The organism is Agrobacterium salinitolerans, assembly GCF_027498475.1.
Classification (GTDB): Bacteria; Pseudomonadota; Alphaproteobacteria; order Rhizobiales; family Rhizobiaceae; genus Agrobacterium; species Agrobacterium salinitolerans.
On sequence record NZ_JAPZLN010000001.1, the window covers coordinates 372454 to 387948 of the forward strand.

Below are 15495 nucleotides of genomic sequence, written 5' to 3' on the forward strand. Positions count from 1 at the left end.
GCGGCGGGAACCACCATCTTCCCTCATTCCTGTTCCCCGGAACAAGCCCGAGGATGTCACAGGGATGAGGAAGGAGAACCTCCTGAGGAAGCGCTACCTCAACCGTCCAGATCCGCTCTCAACCGAGCTTGCGATCCGCCCAGCGGTCCACCGCGCTATCACGCAAGTCGCGAATGGACTGTACGCCCTCGCGGGCGACCAGCTTCGACAAGCCCTTGACGATGGCCGAGGGCAGGCCGGGGCCTTCATAGACCATGCAGGAATAGAGCTGCACGAGATCGGCCCCTGCCCTCACCTTTTCCAAAGCGGTCTCGGCCGATGACACACCGCCGACGCCGATGATCGGCAGGTTGCCGCCGACGCGACGGCGCATCTTGGCGAGAACCGTGGTGGAAAGCTCGAAGAGCGGCTTGCCCGAGAGACCGCCTGCCTCGCCCTTGTGCGGGCCCGGCCTCAGGCCTTCTCGGGAAAGCGTGGTGTTCGAAACGATCAGGCCATCGAGATCATGAGCGAGCGCCTCTTCGGCGACATCGTCCAGCCCCTCTTCGGTGAGATCCGGCGCGATCTTGAGGAAGACCGGGATGCGTTTGCCGAAGCGTTCGGCTTCCACTTTTCGGCGTTCCAGCACGGCGGCGAGAAGCGCGGCAAGGCTTTCGCGGGCCTGAAGATCGCGCAGGCCGGGCGTGTTGGGCGAGGAAATATTGACGGTGAAATAGGATGCCACCGAATAAAACGCTTCGATGCCCTGCACATAATCGGCGATGCGGTCTTCGCTATCCTTGTTGGCGCCGATATTGACACCGACGATGCCGCGCAGCTTTGCCTGCTTCAGGCGCTCCAGCGCAGCGGCGTGGCCTTCATTGTTGAAGCCAAGGCGATTGATGACACCTTCGTCCTCGACCAGACGGAAGATGCGCGGCCTGGGATTGCCGGATTGCGCCTTGGGCGTGACGGTGCCGATTTCGGTAAAGCCGAAACCGAGCTTGAGGAGCGGCCCCGGCACTTCCGCATTCTTGTCGTAACCCGCCGCCATGCCGAGCGGATTGGGGAAGACGAGGCCAGCTACCGTCTGCTGCAGACGCGGATCGTGCGGCACCATGCAGGTGGGCAGGAAGCCGCTTTTCAGCGCAGCAACGGACAGGCCATGGGCCTTTTCCGGATCGACCAGAAACAGGCCCTTGCGGCCGACCGAGGAAAATAATCCGCCCATCACAAAATCTCCGGAAACTGGTGCTGGCCGTCGTGACCGAGCGAAAGCGGCGTTTCCCAAAGCACGGCGGTCAAGGGAAGAGGCGCATAAAGATGCGGGAAAAGATCGCCGCCTCTGGAGGGTTCATAGACCAGCTTGTCGCCGAGGGCCGCGCCGTCGACGGCGATCAGAAGCAGATCGACCTGGCCGGAAAAATGCCGCGCGGCGGTCTCTGCCGCCTGTTTCGCCGTTGAAAAATGAATGAAGCCGTCAGTCAGGTCGATGGCCGCACCTTCGAAGACGCCCTTCGCCTTGGCCGCGCTCCATAATGTCTCCGGCACGATTTTATAGATGATCGCGGACGTTTCCTGCATAGGGCTCTCCAAGGCTTTCCACTCAGCGGGATTTGCCGCAAAGCTCGAAGATTGTCCACAGTTTCCACGGCATTTTATTGCGGAGAACCTGAAAGACCGCCTGTCCACAAGCTTTTCCTTGTAATGCGGGACCGATTGGCGCAACCTTTGGCGGAGGAGCCGGATGTGTTTCGACCATCGGCAAACGGGAGTGAGCCAGTATCAGAAAAAGAACCGCATAACGCCCTTGGGAGGGGGCCAGAATGTCGGAACTTGTCATTATCATAGCAGATGACCACCCGCTTTTTCGCGGTGCCCTGAAACAGGCCGTATCCGGCCTCGACGGGCAACAGAGCATTATTGAAGCCGGGGATTTCGAGGCCGCCCGCAGTGCAGCCGCAGCGCGCAACGACGCCGACCTCATGCTTCTCGACCTCGCCATGCCGGGGGTCAGCGGATTTTCAGGCCTGATGGCGCTCCGGGCGGAATTCTCCAGCCTGCCGATCGTCATCGTTTCGGCAACGGACGATGCGACCACCGTGCGCCGCTCCATCGAACTCGGTGCTTCCGGTTTCATTTCCAAATCCTCGGGTATCGACGATATCAGGGACGGCATCCGCGCGGTTCTGGAAGGCGATGTCTGGATACCGTCGGGCCATCAGGGCGACAAGGAACAGGATCCTGACGTGGCCGATCTGATCGGCCGGCTCAGAACGCTGACGCCACAGCAAAGCCGGGTTCTGGGCATGCTGGCCGAAGGGTTGCTGAACAAGCAGATCGCCTACGAGCTCAATGTTTCCGAAGCCACCATCAAGGCGCATGTCTCCGCCATCCTGCTGAAGCTCAAGGTCGACAGCCGCACCCAGGCGGTGATCCAGCTCGCCAAGATAAATACATCGGCCATGGTGGCGTAGAAAAGGATTTTATTCCTTTCCTTGCTTTACTTCTGACCGGATATGGTCTAGATTCCGGTCAGTAAAGGACAGGAGCTTTCCGCTATCGGCTCCACTTGCGGGCTTTCTATCATGCTGTCACACGAGACGATCTGGAGCGCCATCGATACGCTTGCCGAACGCCACCAGCTAACGCCTTCGGCATTGGCGAAGCGCGCCGGCCTCGATCCCACCTCGTTCAATAAATCGAAACGCTTCGGGCCGGATGGCCGCAAACGCTGGCCTTCGACGGAATCCGTCTCCAAGGTGCTGGAAGCGACCGGGGCAAGTGTCGACCAGTTTTTCGGTTATGCTTTCGGCAGGGCGCAGGCCATGCAGCCTTCCGGTGCCGACAATGCCATTCCCCTGCTCGGTTTTGCGCAGGCAGGCTCCGGCGGTTTTTTCGACGATGGCGGTTTTCCGGCGGGTCAGGGCTGGGATGTGGTGGAGTTCCCCTCGTCTCCCGAGCGCAAGCAGGGCGTCTATGCGCTGGAGGTGCAGGGCGAGAGCATGATGCCGCTCTACCGCGACGGCGACATCCTCATCGTGGAACCCGGCGCACAGGTGCGGCGCGGTGACCGCGTGGTGCTGAAAAGCCGCGACGGCGAAGTGATGGCCAAGGTGCTGGCGCGGCAAAGCCCCAAAAACATCGAGCTTCTTTCGCTCAACCCGGAACATCCCAACCGCAGCTTCGACATGGCGGACGTGGAATGGATCGCCCGCATCATCTGGGCCAGCCAATAGGCCGGCAATTGCCGGCGATATCGGTCTACAGGCCGAGCGTTCTGACCGCTGCTTCGACAGTCATGATCTTCGCACCACCGGAAGATGCCCTGCGGATGAGAGCCTGAAGCCTGTCTTCCGGGCAACCGTAAAAAGTCGGTTTCAGTGAAACATCATGGGTGAAGATGACGAGCCAGCCACCCTTTTCCAGAACATCTTCGAGCCATCTGCCGGCAGCATCCAGATAATGCGGGTCCGGCCGCAATTCAACGGCGGCGAGATTATGCGGATCGACGCTGCCGCGATTGATCCCCGGCATAATGCCGCGGGCGGTCTTGAACCGTCGACGCAACAGGGGCTGCATGAGCGGCGAGGCCATGCCGAAAGGAATTGAGAAATTCCGCCCGTGACGGCCTCCATCGAACGATCCGAGCACCCTTTCGTTGCGGTCGAAATCCTCTTCAAGCCCGCGCCGTGAAAAACTCGACAGTTTGCGATGAGAAAAGGTGTGACAGGCAAGCTCGTGACCGGCCGCCGCCAGTTCCAAACAGCCTTTTGTGGAAATCATCTCCTGCTGTTCGTCGTACCTGTCGATGAAAGTGCCCGCGATGTAAAACGTCCCGCGAGCACCCTCGTCTTCCAGAATACGGGCGCCCTTTGTCCAAGCGCTCGCCGGCACATCGTCGAATGTGAAGGACACGATCGGCTCGGACGTTTCGATCCGCACCGCCGGTCCGGGGAAATAGCGCACCAGCCGGTTATTGATCCGGTCTCTAAAAGTCCCGATTTTTTGCGTCATACAAAGCCCCCCGGCCTGTCTGCAAATTACTGTCCCTCTTCGAGTATGTCGTAAGCCTGATGCCTCAAACAATAGATTGCAATCAGAAGAGAAGACCAGATAGGCCCGGTTCCGGTAAAGAAATTACTCTCTAGACACGAAGAAAGTAGCGCATACACCCAAATTCTCGCAAAAAGTCGGGTCAGGCCCGAATCCGCGCCCTTGTCCACCGCCGTGCGGAAATCATTCGCCGGTATAATGACCAGCCAGATGACGGTGAGAATGAAGGCAGGCAAGCCGCCGTTCAGCAAGCTTTCGACATAACCATTATGGGCATGGAAGGCTGAGACCGCCCAGGTGCCGGCAATATCAGCCTGCGACAGGAGCCGGTCACTCATCCAGAAGGCCTGAAACCCCTGACCGAAGATCGGCGATTGCGCGAAAGTGTCGAAGGATAGCCGCCAGATGTCTGTCCGCCCGGTGAAGGTGGAATCGATGCCCAGACTTTCGACAAAATTTTGTATGCTCGGGAAATAGGTGGAGCCGACCGCGGATATGTTGATGAAGGCCAGAAGACCGCCAATCATCAGTAGAGTGCGGTGGGCATGTCTTTCCATGATCCAGATCAGCGCTACGGTGACGGGCAGCAGCATGGCCGCGGTTTTTCCGTTGGTCTTCCAGAGGAAGAACCCTGAAAGCAGCGTGATGGCCAGGCCGCCCAGCGTCGACCAGGCGTTGCGCAGGTAAAGCCCGATCATGAAGAGAATGATCATGGCCGGAGCGGCGGCATTCTTGTGATTGAAGATACCGCGCCAGTCACCCGCCAACGCTTTTTCATCGAGATCATAGGGCTGATGGATCGAGCGCGAGCTGAGGAAGATCACACCCAGATAACACAGCGCCAAGAGAATGATGGCGAAGATGGCCATCATCCGGTCGAACTGCCGCCGGTCGCGCGGCATGACGACAAGGACGCTGGTGATGAAGCATAGGAGCGCCGTGAAGATCAGGCGTTGCAGCGACGTGCCGGGCTGGGTTCCAACCACCGAGCATATGGCCAGCCAGAAGAACAACAGCAGAATGGGCAGCCGCGGCCGCAGCAGAAGCCCTGTCAGCCGGTGGCGCAGCGCAAAAACGCCGAGGATCAATGCAATCACGAGGCCGGTCAGCTGGTTTGCGGCGGCGTGCGGCACGGGCGGTACTGCTAGATTTTCGAAAGGCGCGACGGAAATCCAGATATAGAGCATGGTGGCGACGAAAAAAAACGCGTCGCGCCGGCTGCCGGTAAAGGATATGGCGCCGCCTTGCGCAGAGACGGGCTGCGGATCAGCCAAACGCGGCATGGTCGCCTGCATCGGAAATGGATCGTCGGATCATTGGCCTGCCTTGTGACGAAGAACGAAACCCTTCTGATACAGGGCCATGTCCAAATAACCATAAACAGTCATTATCGTCATTATTATGCAATTGCTTTAACCCTCTCTTACCTCAAGAGGGATAAGACAGGATAAACTGCCATTCATACGGATCGCGGACTTTCACATTATTGGCCAGTTGCGGCTTTTTCAGTTCGCTGAATTCTAAAAAAGCAGCACAGCCATTTTTGAATTCGTCCGGCAATGCCGGAAAACATGGAGAATGAGGTGTCGTTCAATACGCCGCGGCTCGGCCATCTAGTCAGACTGGGATTGACCTACATGGCGTCCGGCGGGGCGCTCCTCATGTCCAGCGCCGCCCAGCTTCTGACCTTCGCGCTGCTTGCCCGCCATCTCGGCGTCGAACAATTCGCGCTTTATGCCTCCATCACGGCCGTCACCAATCTCGGCGTCCAGATCTGCGGCATCGGCTCGCAGGAATCGCTGATCCGCCGCGTCGCGCAGGATCGCAGCATGTTTCCCGTCATGCTCGGCCACAGCTATCTCTTGAGCGCCGCGACAGGCGTCGTGCTGACGATCGTCGGCATGGTGACGATCCCGGTATTTTTCCCGACCTCGGAAACATTGCTGCACACGCTGATCACCACCTTCCTGATTCTGTTCACGAACCTCGTCCTCCTGAAAGTCATCTCGCTTTCCACGCAGAGCTTCATCGCCCATTCCGACTTCGCCTCCGCCAACAAGCTGGAAGTGATGTTTGCCGTCGCCCGAACCATTGCCGCGGTGGTCGCCTGCCTCATCTTCAAGGTAGAGACCGTAGAAGCCTGGGCGCTGTGGAACCTTGCGGCCCACACCATTGCGGCCATGATCTCGGTCAAGGCAATAGCGAGACTCGGCAGCCCGGTGTTCCGCATCGTGCGCGAGGAAATCCGCATCGGCATCCTGTTTTCCACCCAGTTCCTGTTCAAGGCCGTGCGCGGCAATGCCGATATTCTCGTTCTCGGCGCCATTGCCAGCGCCGAGGTGCTGGGCAGCTACTCCATCGCCCGGCGCATTCTCGACAGTTCCTATCTCTCCGTCGAGGCCCTCAACCGGCTGATCTATCCCGGCTCGGCTTCCGCCGCCCTGCAGGGCATCAGCAAGACCATAGAGCGCGCCTATAACGTGCTGAAGGCCGCGCTTTTCATCGCGACCGGCAGCGCGTTCGTCATTTTCATCATCGCGCCATTCCTGCCGCTTTTGTTCGGCGATGAATATGTTTCGCTGCCCATCATCACCCGCGTGCTTTGCTGGGCGGTTCTGCCCATGGCTGTTGCCGCCACCGCGCTCGAGGCGCTCGGCGCATCCGGACGGCAGGATATTCGCGCGAAGATCTGGAACAGCGGCAACCTCATCGGCTCCGTCGTCGTCGCCTTCTTCACATGGTCCTTCAGCATTTCGGGAACGATCGGCAGCTATTTCATGGTGGAAACCGCCATCGCCGCCGCCGTGTGGATCGCGCTTCTGCGCCTGCGCCGCAATGAAGAGGTTTTCGCGCCAGCCAAATAAGAGCTGGCATAGGAGCCGATCTGGTGGCCGGCTCTCCCTAATAGAGCCCATAAGGGAAATAACGCCGGTAGATTTCTTCCAGCCTGCCGTTACGGGAAAGGGCCGCCAGCGCTTGATCGAAAGCCGGAACAAGCACGTTGTCGGGATCGACGGTCATGATGGATAGGCCTTCACCGAGAAACCTGTCGGACATGTAGGGACCGCCGTAGAGTGCGCAGCAGCCTTCGGACGCGCTTCCGGAAACCCAGAAAGGCAGACGCAGACCGTCGGCGAAAATGGCGTCTACCTTGCCTTTCTTCACCGCGTCATACATCGGTTCGTAGCCGTCGAAGCCCTCAGCCGCGGCCTTTGGAAAGAAAGCCTTCAGCATCTGTTCGTGCCGCGAGCCAGCAACCACACCCACCTTCTTTCCCGAAAGCGCATCAGCACCGGAGCCGGTGAATTTCGCCGCCTTGTTCACCGCAAGACGGGCGGGCATCAGGAGATAGGGCCGCGAGAAGGTAAAACTCTTGCGCAGGTCGGCGGTAGTGGCGAGGCCGGAAATCACAGCTTCGCCCTCGCCCAATTCCAAAGCCGCCTCCAGCTCGTCAAATGGCAGCGCCTGCACCTGGCATTTGCTTTCGACCTTCAACTGAGCGCAGATTTCACGCACCAGATCGACATGGAAACCCGCAAGCCGGCCTTCCTGATCGGTAAAATTGAAGGGCGGGAAATCGACCGACATCAGAAATCTGATGCGGGGAACGGAAGAAAGATCGCCGCCCGGAAACCGCTCCTGCGCATCGAAAAGCACCGGCATCCGGTTCCCGTCCGACAGGCCTTCTGCACGCACATCGCTAAAAAAACCAGTAAATTGTAAAGCGAAAGCTAAAGTAAATCCGAAACTTATATTCCGCGTTACATTCGTCATTCTCATCTATACTATCCGTGGCAGGAAGTTGGGCGTTACCATGACGGCGGCGGCGATGCATGGATTATTTTAGGCAATATACACGAGATTCGTTTCGCATGACGCCGGCGACACGAAAAATTGCATTTTCCCACGCCAGTGAAAATCCACTCCCAACCGCTTCCGAACAGGACCAGACCGGACAGGTCCGCTTTCTCTCTTCGCTGGGATTGGGCGGACCCTATATCGAGGCATTCGAACAGCGGGCTCTGGAAAATGGCTCAACTTTGGAGGAGGAATTGCTGGCAAGCGGTCTCGTCACGGCGGATGCCTATTTCGGCGCTTTCGCCAGATTCCTTCGGTTGCCGTTTCTCCCGGAAATCGGCCCGGATCGCGTGACGGACTTGAACGGGCTGGACACTCAGCTCTCCGAACCAAGGTTCCTGCGGCTGACACCGCTGAACGGCACGCCAACGCTGCTGATTGTGCCGGAACTGGCGCGGATGGCGTCGCTGAAAAACATGCTGGATCAGCGCCCGCGTCTTCTCGACGATTTTGCCGTGACAACCCCGCAGGCCATGCGCGGCGCAATCTGGAAAGCGGGCGAGACCCGTCGCTTGGCGGAAACCCAACAGCTGCTTTTCAACACGGCGCCACACCATTCCGCCAGGATCACGCTTCACGGCGAGCAGGGTTTTTGCAGCGGCGTTCTCCTTACCCTGCTTATTCTGTCGCTGGTGTTTTATACGGAAGCGGCATTTACGTACCTGCATGCCACCCTGACGATGCTTTACCTCTTGACCCTGCTTTTCAGGCTGTTCGCGCTCTTCCATCTATCCATGGAAAAGGACGCCACCTTGCCTCTTCGGCAGGAAAGCCAATTGCCTGTCTATACTGTTCTGGTGGCGCTTTACCGGGAGGAGGACGTCGTCGGGCAGCTCATCGGCGCATTGGAGCGTCTGGACTGGCCCAAATCCCGACTGGACATAAAGCTTGTCTGCGAGGCAGACGACGGTGCGACAATTGAGGCGATCCAGCGGATGAATCCCGGGCCGCATATAGAGGTTGTCAGGGTGCCGCCCTCCTTACCGCGCACCAAACCAAAGGCCCTGACTTACGCGCTTTCCGGCGCACGCGGCGCATTCGTTGTCATCTATGACGCCGAGGACCGGCCCCATCCGCAGCAATTGCGCGAAGCCTATAGCGCCTTCCGCAACCAACCCGACGAGCTAGCCTGCCTGCAGGCCCCGCTTATCATCAGTAATGCTTCTTTCTCCTGGCTCAGCGCGTGTTTCGCATTGGAATATTCCGCCCTCTTCCGCTGCATCTTACCTGCCCTTGCCGCACATGGCTTGCCGCTGCCGCTTGGCGGCACCTCCAATCATTTCCGGACCGCCGTGCTGCGGAAGGCTGGCGCCTGGGACCCCTATAATGTAACGGAAGACGCCGATCTCGGCCTCCGGCTGCATCGGCTGGGTTATCGTTGCGGCGTTATCCGGCGACAGACGCTGGAGGATGCGCCGACCTCACTATCCGTGTGGCTGAACCAGCGAACACGCTGGTACAAGGGCTGGCTGCAAAGCTGGCTGGTGATGACCCGTGCGCCCTTTGCGACCGCGCGCGGCATGGGATGGTTTGCCTATGTGGTCTTTCAACTGCTGATCGGAGGTATGCTTCTGTCGTCGCTGGCGCACCCCCTGCTCTTCGTTTCGCTGGCATTCATGACCATCGCTCTTCGGGAAAATGGCGCCGACCTGTTGCTCTCCTGGCAGGGTCTTCTGTTTTTTATCGATGTGCTGAATATCGTCGGAAGCTACACGATCTTCGTCCTGATGGGCCGCAGCAGAATGATCGCCTATGAAAGACGGCATGTCGGAAGGCGGTGGCTGGCAATGCCCGCATATTGGCTGATGCTGTCCATCGCGGCCTGGCGGGCCGTGGTGGAACTCAAGACCAAACCCTTTGCATGGAACAAGACGCCACACGCGCCAGCCGTCAAAAATACCTCATGATCCGGTATCTTCGATAGAACCAAAACAATCGAGATACTTGTTTCGAGTAACGGCGGCTCACGGCTCCTATCACATTGCCGCTGCCAGCAAAGCCGCCTCAGGCCTTACGTTACCGCCGTCATCGATAACGCGAGCCGTTCCTTGCCGAACAAAGCTCCTCCTTCGGCAAGGTCCTTCATTTCATCTTGAAGGCGACCGAACCGCTCTACTTGGCAACGAGCTTGTTCTTAATCAGGCCGACGATGATCTGCACGATCAGACCGCCGACACCGCCGCCAACCAGCTGGCCGGCGAGAGCGCCGATATCCACGCCACCGGCTGCCGCGTCTCCCGCCGCGCCGAGCAGCGAACCGAGCACAGTTCCGCCGCCGAGTCCGCCGATGGCGCCCGCAATCAGATTGCCGAGCGAACCAAGATCGGAGTCCTTCACTATCTTTCCGCCCGCCGTGCCACCTACCGCACCGCCGACGATCTGGGCCAATATCGAAGCAAGATCCATGTCATCCTCCTCAGTCGTTTCCCCGACCATTCGAGGAAACAAAGCCTCTTATTCATGTCTGGGCAGGTTGAACCGAACCGGCATGGCCGGCCTTCTCTTCCTCGCCGAAGATTTTCCAGATCGCGGCTCCGATGGCGCCGCCGAGGATCGGAGCGAGCCAGAACAGCCAGAGCTGCTGCAGCGCCCATCCGCCAACGAACAATGCCTGTCCCGTGGAGCGGGCCGGATTGACAGATGTGTTGGTGACCGGAATGGAAATCAGATGAATAAGGGTAAGGGCAAGACCGATGGCGATCGGCGCGAAGCCGACCGGAACCCTGCCATGTGTCGAACCCAAAATAACGATCACGAAAAACGCCGTCAGGATGACTTCGATCAGCAGCGCCGATACGAGAGAATATCCACCCGGCGAGTGTTCGCCATAACCATTGGCGGCAAAACCGCCAATGTCAGCCCCCGCCTTGCCGGTGAAGATGACATAAAGCGCCGCAGCTGCGACGATCGCCCCCAGAACCTGCCCCACGATGTAAGGCAAGAGGCTCGCCGCCGGGAATTTACCCGCAACGGTGAGGCCGACTGAAACGGCCGGATTGAAGTGACCGCCCGAAATGCCGCCTACCGCATAGGCCATGGTCAGAACCGTCAGACCGAAAGCGAAAGCGACGCCAAGGAAGCCGATGCCGAGCTCTGGAAAGGCTGCGGCAAAAACCGCACTGCCGCATCCCCCGAACACGAGCCAAAAGGTTCCCAGAAATTCCGAAAGAAGTTTGCGACTCATAACACTTCCCCTATGTTACGACCGCATCAACTATTACGTGCAATTTAATTGTAGTCAAGCTAAATCACATATTCGCTCGGTCCGCGAATGTAACGGCGGCAAGAGGCCTATTATTTGCTGGGGTGGAATTGGAGCGGGTGAAGGGAATCGAACCCTCGTATTCAGCTTGGGAAGCTGCTGCTCTACCATTGAGCTACACCCGCACCGCGCATAAGACATCGGATAGTTCGCAGCGGGTGTCAAGCACCCGCCGGGTTCGTTATTCGGCGCGGAAATGCTTGGAGAGCTTCAGTCCTTGGGCCTGATAGTTGGAGCCGAGGCCGGTTCCGTAGAGGCCTTCCGGTTTTTCCAGCATATGCTCGTAAACAAGCCGACCGACGATCTGCCCGTGTTCGAGGATGAAGGGCACTTCGTGGCTGCGCACTTCGAGCACGGCGCGGCTGCCGGTGCCGCCCGCCTGCGCATGGCCGAAGCCCGGATCGAAGAAGCCGGCGTAGTGCACACGGAATTCGCCTACCAGCGGGTCGAAGGGCGTCATTTCAGCCGCATAGAGCGGCGGAACGTGGACAGCTTCGCGCGAGACGAGGATATAGAATTCGTCCGGGTCGAGGATCAGTTCGGCGCGGCCGCGCGCGTAGAGCGGCTCCCAGAAATCGAGAACGTCATGCTGGGCCTTCTTGTCGACATCCACCACCGCCGTGTGATGTTTGCCGCGATAACCGATCAGTCCGTTTTCGCCGAAACCCTTGAGGTCGATCGAAAGCGCGATGCCGCCGCCGGTCACGTTGGGCGTGTCGCTGGCGACCAGCATTTCCGTCTCGTGCAGCTTCAGCAGTTCACTTTCGTTGAGCAGCGAATGGCCGGTGCGGAAGCGGATCTGCGACAGGCGCGAGCCGCGTCGCACGACGATCGGGAAGGTGCGCGGGCTGATTTCCAGATAGAGCGGGCCGGCATAACCCGCCGGTATCTTGTCGAATTCCTGCGCGCCGTCAGTCATGACGCGGGTGAAGATATCGAGGCGGCCGGTAGAGCTTTTCGGATTGGCCGACGCCGACATGTCCGCCGGCAGCGCGAGGCTTTCCATCAAGGGGACGATATAAACGCAGCCGGTTTCCAGCACCGCGCCCTGGGTGAGATCGATCTCGTGCAGGCTCAGACGATTGAGCTTGTCGATCACCTGGGTTCCCGGACCGGGCATGAAGCTGGCGCGCACGCGATAGGCCTTCGAGCCGAGCCTGAGATCGAGGCTGGCGGGCTGGACCTGATCAGCATCGAGATCGGCCTCGCTCTTCAGCTTGCCGCCCGCAAACAGCGCCCGGATTGCGCCATCCGCCAAAATGCCCGTGGTTCTGGTCATGGTTGTCATTCCTTTTTACGGCGACAAAACCAAAAGGAAAGCATTGACGCAAGCCGATAACGGCAGTATGGCAAGCTTATCCCGTGGTGATTTGGCCGGTCGGCTTGCAGCCACGTTAAACAAGTGGCTAAAAAGACCGGGTGCTAGGAACCGGTCTGCTTTTGCGGCCGGTTTTTTTGTTTTGAAGGGGATCACATGAGCAATAAATGGCGCCCGGCAACCCAGCTGGTTCACGGCGGTACGCTACGCTCACCGTATGGTGAAACGTCGGAAGCAATCTATCTGACCCAGGGTTTCGTCTACGAAAACTCCGAGGCCGCCGAAGCGCGCTTCAAGGGCGAAACAGACGGTTTCATCTACGCCCGCTATGCGAGCCCTACCAATGACATGTTCGAAAAACGCATGTGCCTGCTGGAAGGCGCTGAAGACGCCCGCGCGCTTGCCTCGGGCATGGCCGCCGTCACCGCCGCCATCATGTGCCAGCTACGCGCCGGCGATCACATCGTTGCCGCACGCGCCCTCTTCGGCTCCTGCCGCTGGGTGGTCGAGACGCTTGCGCCGAAATACGGCATCGAATGCACGCTGATCGACGGACGCGATCTCGGCAACTGGGAAAAGGCGATCCAGCCGAACACCAAGCTGTTCTTCCTCGAAAGCCCAACCAACCCGACGCTCGAAGTGGTTGATATTGCCGGTGTGGCGAAACTCGCCAACCAGATCGGCGCGAAAGTGGTGGTCGACAACGTCTTTGCGACGCCGCTTTTCCAGAAGCCGCTCGAACTCGGCGCGCATATCGTCGTGTATTCGGCAACCAAGCATATTGACGGTCAGGGTCGCTGCCTTGGCGGCGTGATCCTTTCCGACAAGAAATGGATCGAAGAAGAACTGCAGGATTATTTCCGCCATACCGGCCCGGCCATGTCGCCTTTCAATGCCTGGACGCTTCTGAAAGGTATCGAGACGCTGCCGCTGCGCGTCAAACAGCAGACGGCCAATGCCGGCAAAATCGCCGATTTTCTCGCGGAGAACGACAAGGTCGCCAAGGTCATCTATCCCGGCCGCGCCGATCACCCGCAGGCGGACATTATCGCCCGGCAGATGTCGGGCGGTTCGACGCTTGTGGCTTTCGAACTGAAGGGCGGCAAGGAAGCGGCCTTCAAGCTGCAGAACGCGCTTGAGATCGTGAAGATTTCAAACAATCTCGGCGACGCCAAGAGCCTCATCACCCACCCCGGCACGACGACGCACAAGAACCTCACTGACGAGGCGCGCGCCGAGCTCGGCATTTCCGGCGGCACTCTGCGCCTTTCCTGCGGCATCGAGGATACCGACGATCTCCTGGAGGATCTGGCAAAGGGTCTTGCGGCCGTTTCGGCCTGAGAATTCAATCGGCAAGTCGCCATGGCCTGACCGCGTGTCGGGCCATGGTTCGCCTGTCCAGCCCGAAAGACCGCATCAGGCAACCAATATTTACCTTTACCGTTATCCCTAACGGTGGAAAAAAGCGCATCAGGAGACGCCTCCTGCCCGTCAAGTCATTCATTTTCTTGACGATAGCCAGAGCCTATAGTGTAGGATACGGCGGCAGGCATAATATCGAGGTGTGGCGCGTATGTATCGTGCTCTGACAAGGGATATCGAGGTAACGGTCGATCCGTATTATCTCGAGGAACAATCCGACCCGGATGACGATCGTTACGTCTGGGGCTACAAAGTCGTGATCGCGAACAATTCCGATATTCCGGTCACCCTCGTCAATCGCTACTGGCACATCACCGATCAGAACGGTCAGGTGGATGAGGTCTATGGACCGGGCGTCGTGGGTGAGAAGCCGCATCTGAAACCGGGCGACAGCTACGAATATTCCTCCGGCTGCCCGCTGGATACACCTTCCGGCCTGATGTTCGGCCATTATGAAATGGAAACGGAAAATGGCGAGGTGTTCAACGTCACCATACCCGCCTTTTCGCTGGATTCACCGGGTCTGATGCGGGTTCTGAACTGACCACGCGCCCGGCAAATGAAAAAGCCGCACTCTTTATAGGGCGCGGCTTTCTATTCAGGCATTTTCAAATTCGCTGACATCGTAGCGATAGGTGGTGGAGCAGAACTCGCAGGTCACGGCGATAGCGCCGTCTTCCTCGCTCGCCTTGATCTCCTCGGCAGTGAAGCCTGACAGCACACCCTTGATCTTGTCCCGCGAGCAGCTGCAACGGTCGAAAACCGCCTGCGGATCATAGATGCGCACGCCACTCTCATGGAAAAGCCTGAAAAGCAGGCGTTCCACCGGCACCTGTGGATCGGTCAGTTCGTCGGTATCCACCGTGTTCAACAGCGTGACGGCTTCCGTCCAGGCATCGTCCTCCTGCACCTCGTGACCGCTTTCATCGCCGTCACCGCCATGCAGGTCACGCATACGCAGCCGTTCGGGCGCCTGCGGCAGGAACTGCGCGATAACGCCGCCCGCACGCCAGCCATGACGCGGCTTGCCTTCGCCATCACGGTCGAAGAACTCGGCAACGCCCAGCCGCACGCGGGTGGGAAGCTGTTCCGACTGGCGGAAATAGACGCCGGCAATGTCTTCCAGCGAGGAGCCATCGAGCGGCACAATGCCCTGATAGGGCTGCATGCCCGCACCCTGATCGATCGTGAAGGCCAGAATGCCGTTGCCGAGCAATTGCTCCGGCGAGGTTGCACCTTCCGCAACCGCCGCCGCCAGCCGTTCCTCATCGAAACGGGCATAAGCGCGCATGCTTTCCGGCGCGGTGAAATCCGCGACCAGAAGATCGACCGGACCATCGCCCTTGGTCTGAAGCGTGAGCTTGCCGGAAAATTTGAGCGAGGTGCCGATCAGCGCCGTCAGAACGGTCGCTTCCGCCAGCAGGCGGGCGACCGTCGGGGGATAGTCATGCCGCTCGAGAATGGCGTTCAACAGCGGACCCACCTGCACGGCGCGACCGCGCACATCCAGACCTTCGACCTGAAAGGGCACTACCTTATCGTCGCCAGCAAAATCGAGATCGTCCAGTTCAACCGTTACATCTGCCATGTCATACTCCTT

15 protein-coding genes, 1 tRNA gene and 1 riboswitch are annotated in these 15495 nt (G+C 59.0%); of the genes, 6 read left to right on the top strand and 10 right to left on the bottom strand.

The window, feature by feature from the left end:
* Positions 1 to 118: 118 nt before the first annotated feature.
* Both O9X91_RS01750 and O9X91_RS01755 read right to left on the bottom strand, forming a co-directional pair.
* The gene (locus O9X91_RS01750) at positions 119 to 1210 is read right to left on the bottom strand and encodes a quinone-dependent dihydroorotate dehydrogenase (protein ID WP_269823398.1); all 1092 of its coding nucleotides are present in this window, start codon (positions 1208 to 1210) and stop codon (positions 119 to 121) included.
* The gene (locus O9X91_RS01755) at positions 1210 to 1563 is read right to left on the bottom strand and encodes a DUF952 domain-containing protein (RefSeq protein ID WP_142912694.1); all 354 of its coding nucleotides are present in this window, start codon (positions 1561 to 1563) and stop codon (positions 1210 to 1212) included. Before O9X91_RS01755 ends, O9X91_RS01750 begins: the two co-directional genes overlap by 1 nt.
* Before the next feature lie 242 nt (positions 1564 to 1805).
* On the opposite strand from O9X91_RS01755, the gene O9X91_RS01760 reads away from it, so the two are divergent.
* Both O9X91_RS01760 and O9X91_RS01765 read left to right on the top strand, forming a co-directional pair.
* Complete coding sequence (locus O9X91_RS01760; protein WP_137409734.1) at positions 1806 to 2456, top strand: response regulator; 651 nt, start codon at positions 1806 to 1808, stop codon at positions 2454 to 2456.
* A 111-nt stretch (positions 2457 to 2567) separates the two neighbouring features.
* On the top strand, positions 2568 to 3218 hold the full coding sequence (locus O9X91_RS01765) for a S24 family peptidase (RefSeq protein ID WP_059759480.1): 651 nt from the start codon (positions 2568 to 2570) through the stop codon (positions 3216 to 3218).
* A gap of 25 nt (positions 3219 to 3243) precedes the next feature.
* On the opposite strand, the gene O9X91_RS01770 is transcribed toward O9X91_RS01765, so the two are convergent.
* Both O9X91_RS01770 and uppY read right to left on the bottom strand, forming a co-directional pair.
* Positions 3244 to 3996: a polysaccharide deacetylase family protein gene (locus tag O9X91_RS01770; protein WP_142912693.1), complete on the bottom strand. Its 753-nt coding sequence runs from the start codon at positions 3994 to 3996 to the stop codon at positions 3244 to 3246.
* 26 nt (positions 3997 to 4022) lie between these two features.
* Positions 4023 to 5318, bottom strand: coding sequence for a Wzy-type polysaccharide biosynthesis protein UppY (gene uppY, locus O9X91_RS01775; protein ID WP_142912692.1), 1296 nt, complete (start codon positions 5316 to 5318; stop codon positions 4023 to 4025).
* Between the two features lie 288 nt (positions 5319 to 5606).
* Here uppY and uppX point away from each other — a divergent pair, with 288 nt between their 5' ends.
* Positions 5607 to 6899: a Wzx-type polysaccharide biosynthesis protein UppX gene (gene uppX, locus O9X91_RS01780; RefSeq protein ID WP_165691358.1), complete on the top strand. Its 1293-nt coding sequence runs from the start codon at positions 5607 to 5609 to the stop codon at positions 6897 to 6899.
* A gap of 37 nt (positions 6900 to 6936) precedes the next feature.
* Here uppX and O9X91_RS01785 read toward each other — a convergent pair whose 3' ends face one another.
* Positions 6937 to 7698, bottom strand: coding sequence for a transporter substrate-binding domain-containing protein (locus O9X91_RS01785; RefSeq protein ID WP_077985426.1), 762 nt, complete (start codon positions 7696 to 7698; stop codon positions 6937 to 6939).
* A gap of 170 nt (positions 7699 to 7868) precedes the next feature.
* On the opposite strand from O9X91_RS01785, the gene O9X91_RS01790 reads away from it, so the two are divergent.
* Positions 7869 to 9800: a glycosyltransferase family 2 protein gene (locus tag O9X91_RS01790; RefSeq protein ID WP_269833366.1), complete on the top strand. Its 1932-nt coding sequence runs from the start codon at positions 7869 to 7871 to the stop codon at positions 9798 to 9800.
* 205 nt (positions 9801 to 10005) lie between these two features.
* On the opposite strand, the gene O9X91_RS01795 is transcribed toward O9X91_RS01790, so the two are convergent.
* The 4 genes from O9X91_RS01795 to O9X91_RS01810 all read right to left on the bottom strand — a co-directional run bounded on the left by O9X91_RS01795 (position 10006) and on the right by O9X91_RS01810 (position 12434).
* Positions 10006 to 10299 (bottom strand): hypothetical protein, encoded by a 294-nt coding sequence (locus O9X91_RS01795; RefSeq protein WP_162520452.1) that lies wholly within the window; start codon positions 10297 to 10299, stop codon positions 10006 to 10008.
* A gap of 52 nt (positions 10300 to 10351) precedes the next feature.
* Positions 10352 to 11077: an aquaporin Z gene (gene aqpZ / locus O9X91_RS01800; protein ID WP_269833367.1), complete on the bottom strand. Its 726-nt coding sequence runs from the start codon at positions 11075 to 11077 to the stop codon at positions 10352 to 10354.
* Between the two features lie 129 nt (positions 11078 to 11206).
* Positions 11207 to 11280: transfer RNA gene (locus O9X91_RS01805), tRNA-Gly, on the bottom strand.
* A 56-nt stretch (positions 11281 to 11336) separates the two neighbouring features.
* On the bottom strand, positions 11337 to 12434 hold the full coding sequence (locus tag O9X91_RS01810) for a 2'-deoxycytidine 5'-triphosphate deaminase (protein WP_269833368.1): 1098 nt from the start codon (positions 12432 to 12434) through the stop codon (positions 11337 to 11339).
* A gap of 73 nt (positions 12435 to 12507) precedes the next feature.
* Positions 12508 to 12586, top strand: a riboswitch (SAM riboswitch).
* A gap of 43 nt (positions 12587 to 12629) precedes the next feature.
* Here O9X91_RS01810 and O9X91_RS01815 point away from each other — a divergent pair.
* On the top strand, positions 12630 to 13814 hold the full coding sequence (locus O9X91_RS01815) for an O-succinylhomoserine sulfhydrylase (protein ID WP_077985373.1): 1185 nt from the start codon (positions 12630 to 12632) through the stop codon (positions 13812 to 13814).
* Positions 13815 to 14046: 232 nt separating this feature from the next.
* Complete coding sequence (apaG, locus tag O9X91_RS01820) at positions 14047 to 14439, top strand: Co2+/Mg2+ efflux protein ApaG (RefSeq protein ID WP_003503545.1); 393 nt, start codon at positions 14047 to 14049, stop codon at positions 14437 to 14439.
* A gap of 54 nt (positions 14440 to 14493) precedes the next feature.
* On the opposite strand, the gene O9X91_RS01825 is transcribed toward apaG, so the two are convergent.
* Positions 14494 to 15483 (bottom strand): Hsp33 family molecular chaperone, encoded by a 990-nt coding sequence (locus tag O9X91_RS01825; RefSeq protein WP_077985372.1) that lies wholly within the window; start codon positions 15481 to 15483, stop codon positions 14494 to 14496.
* Positions 15484 to 15495 lie beyond the last annotated feature (12 nt).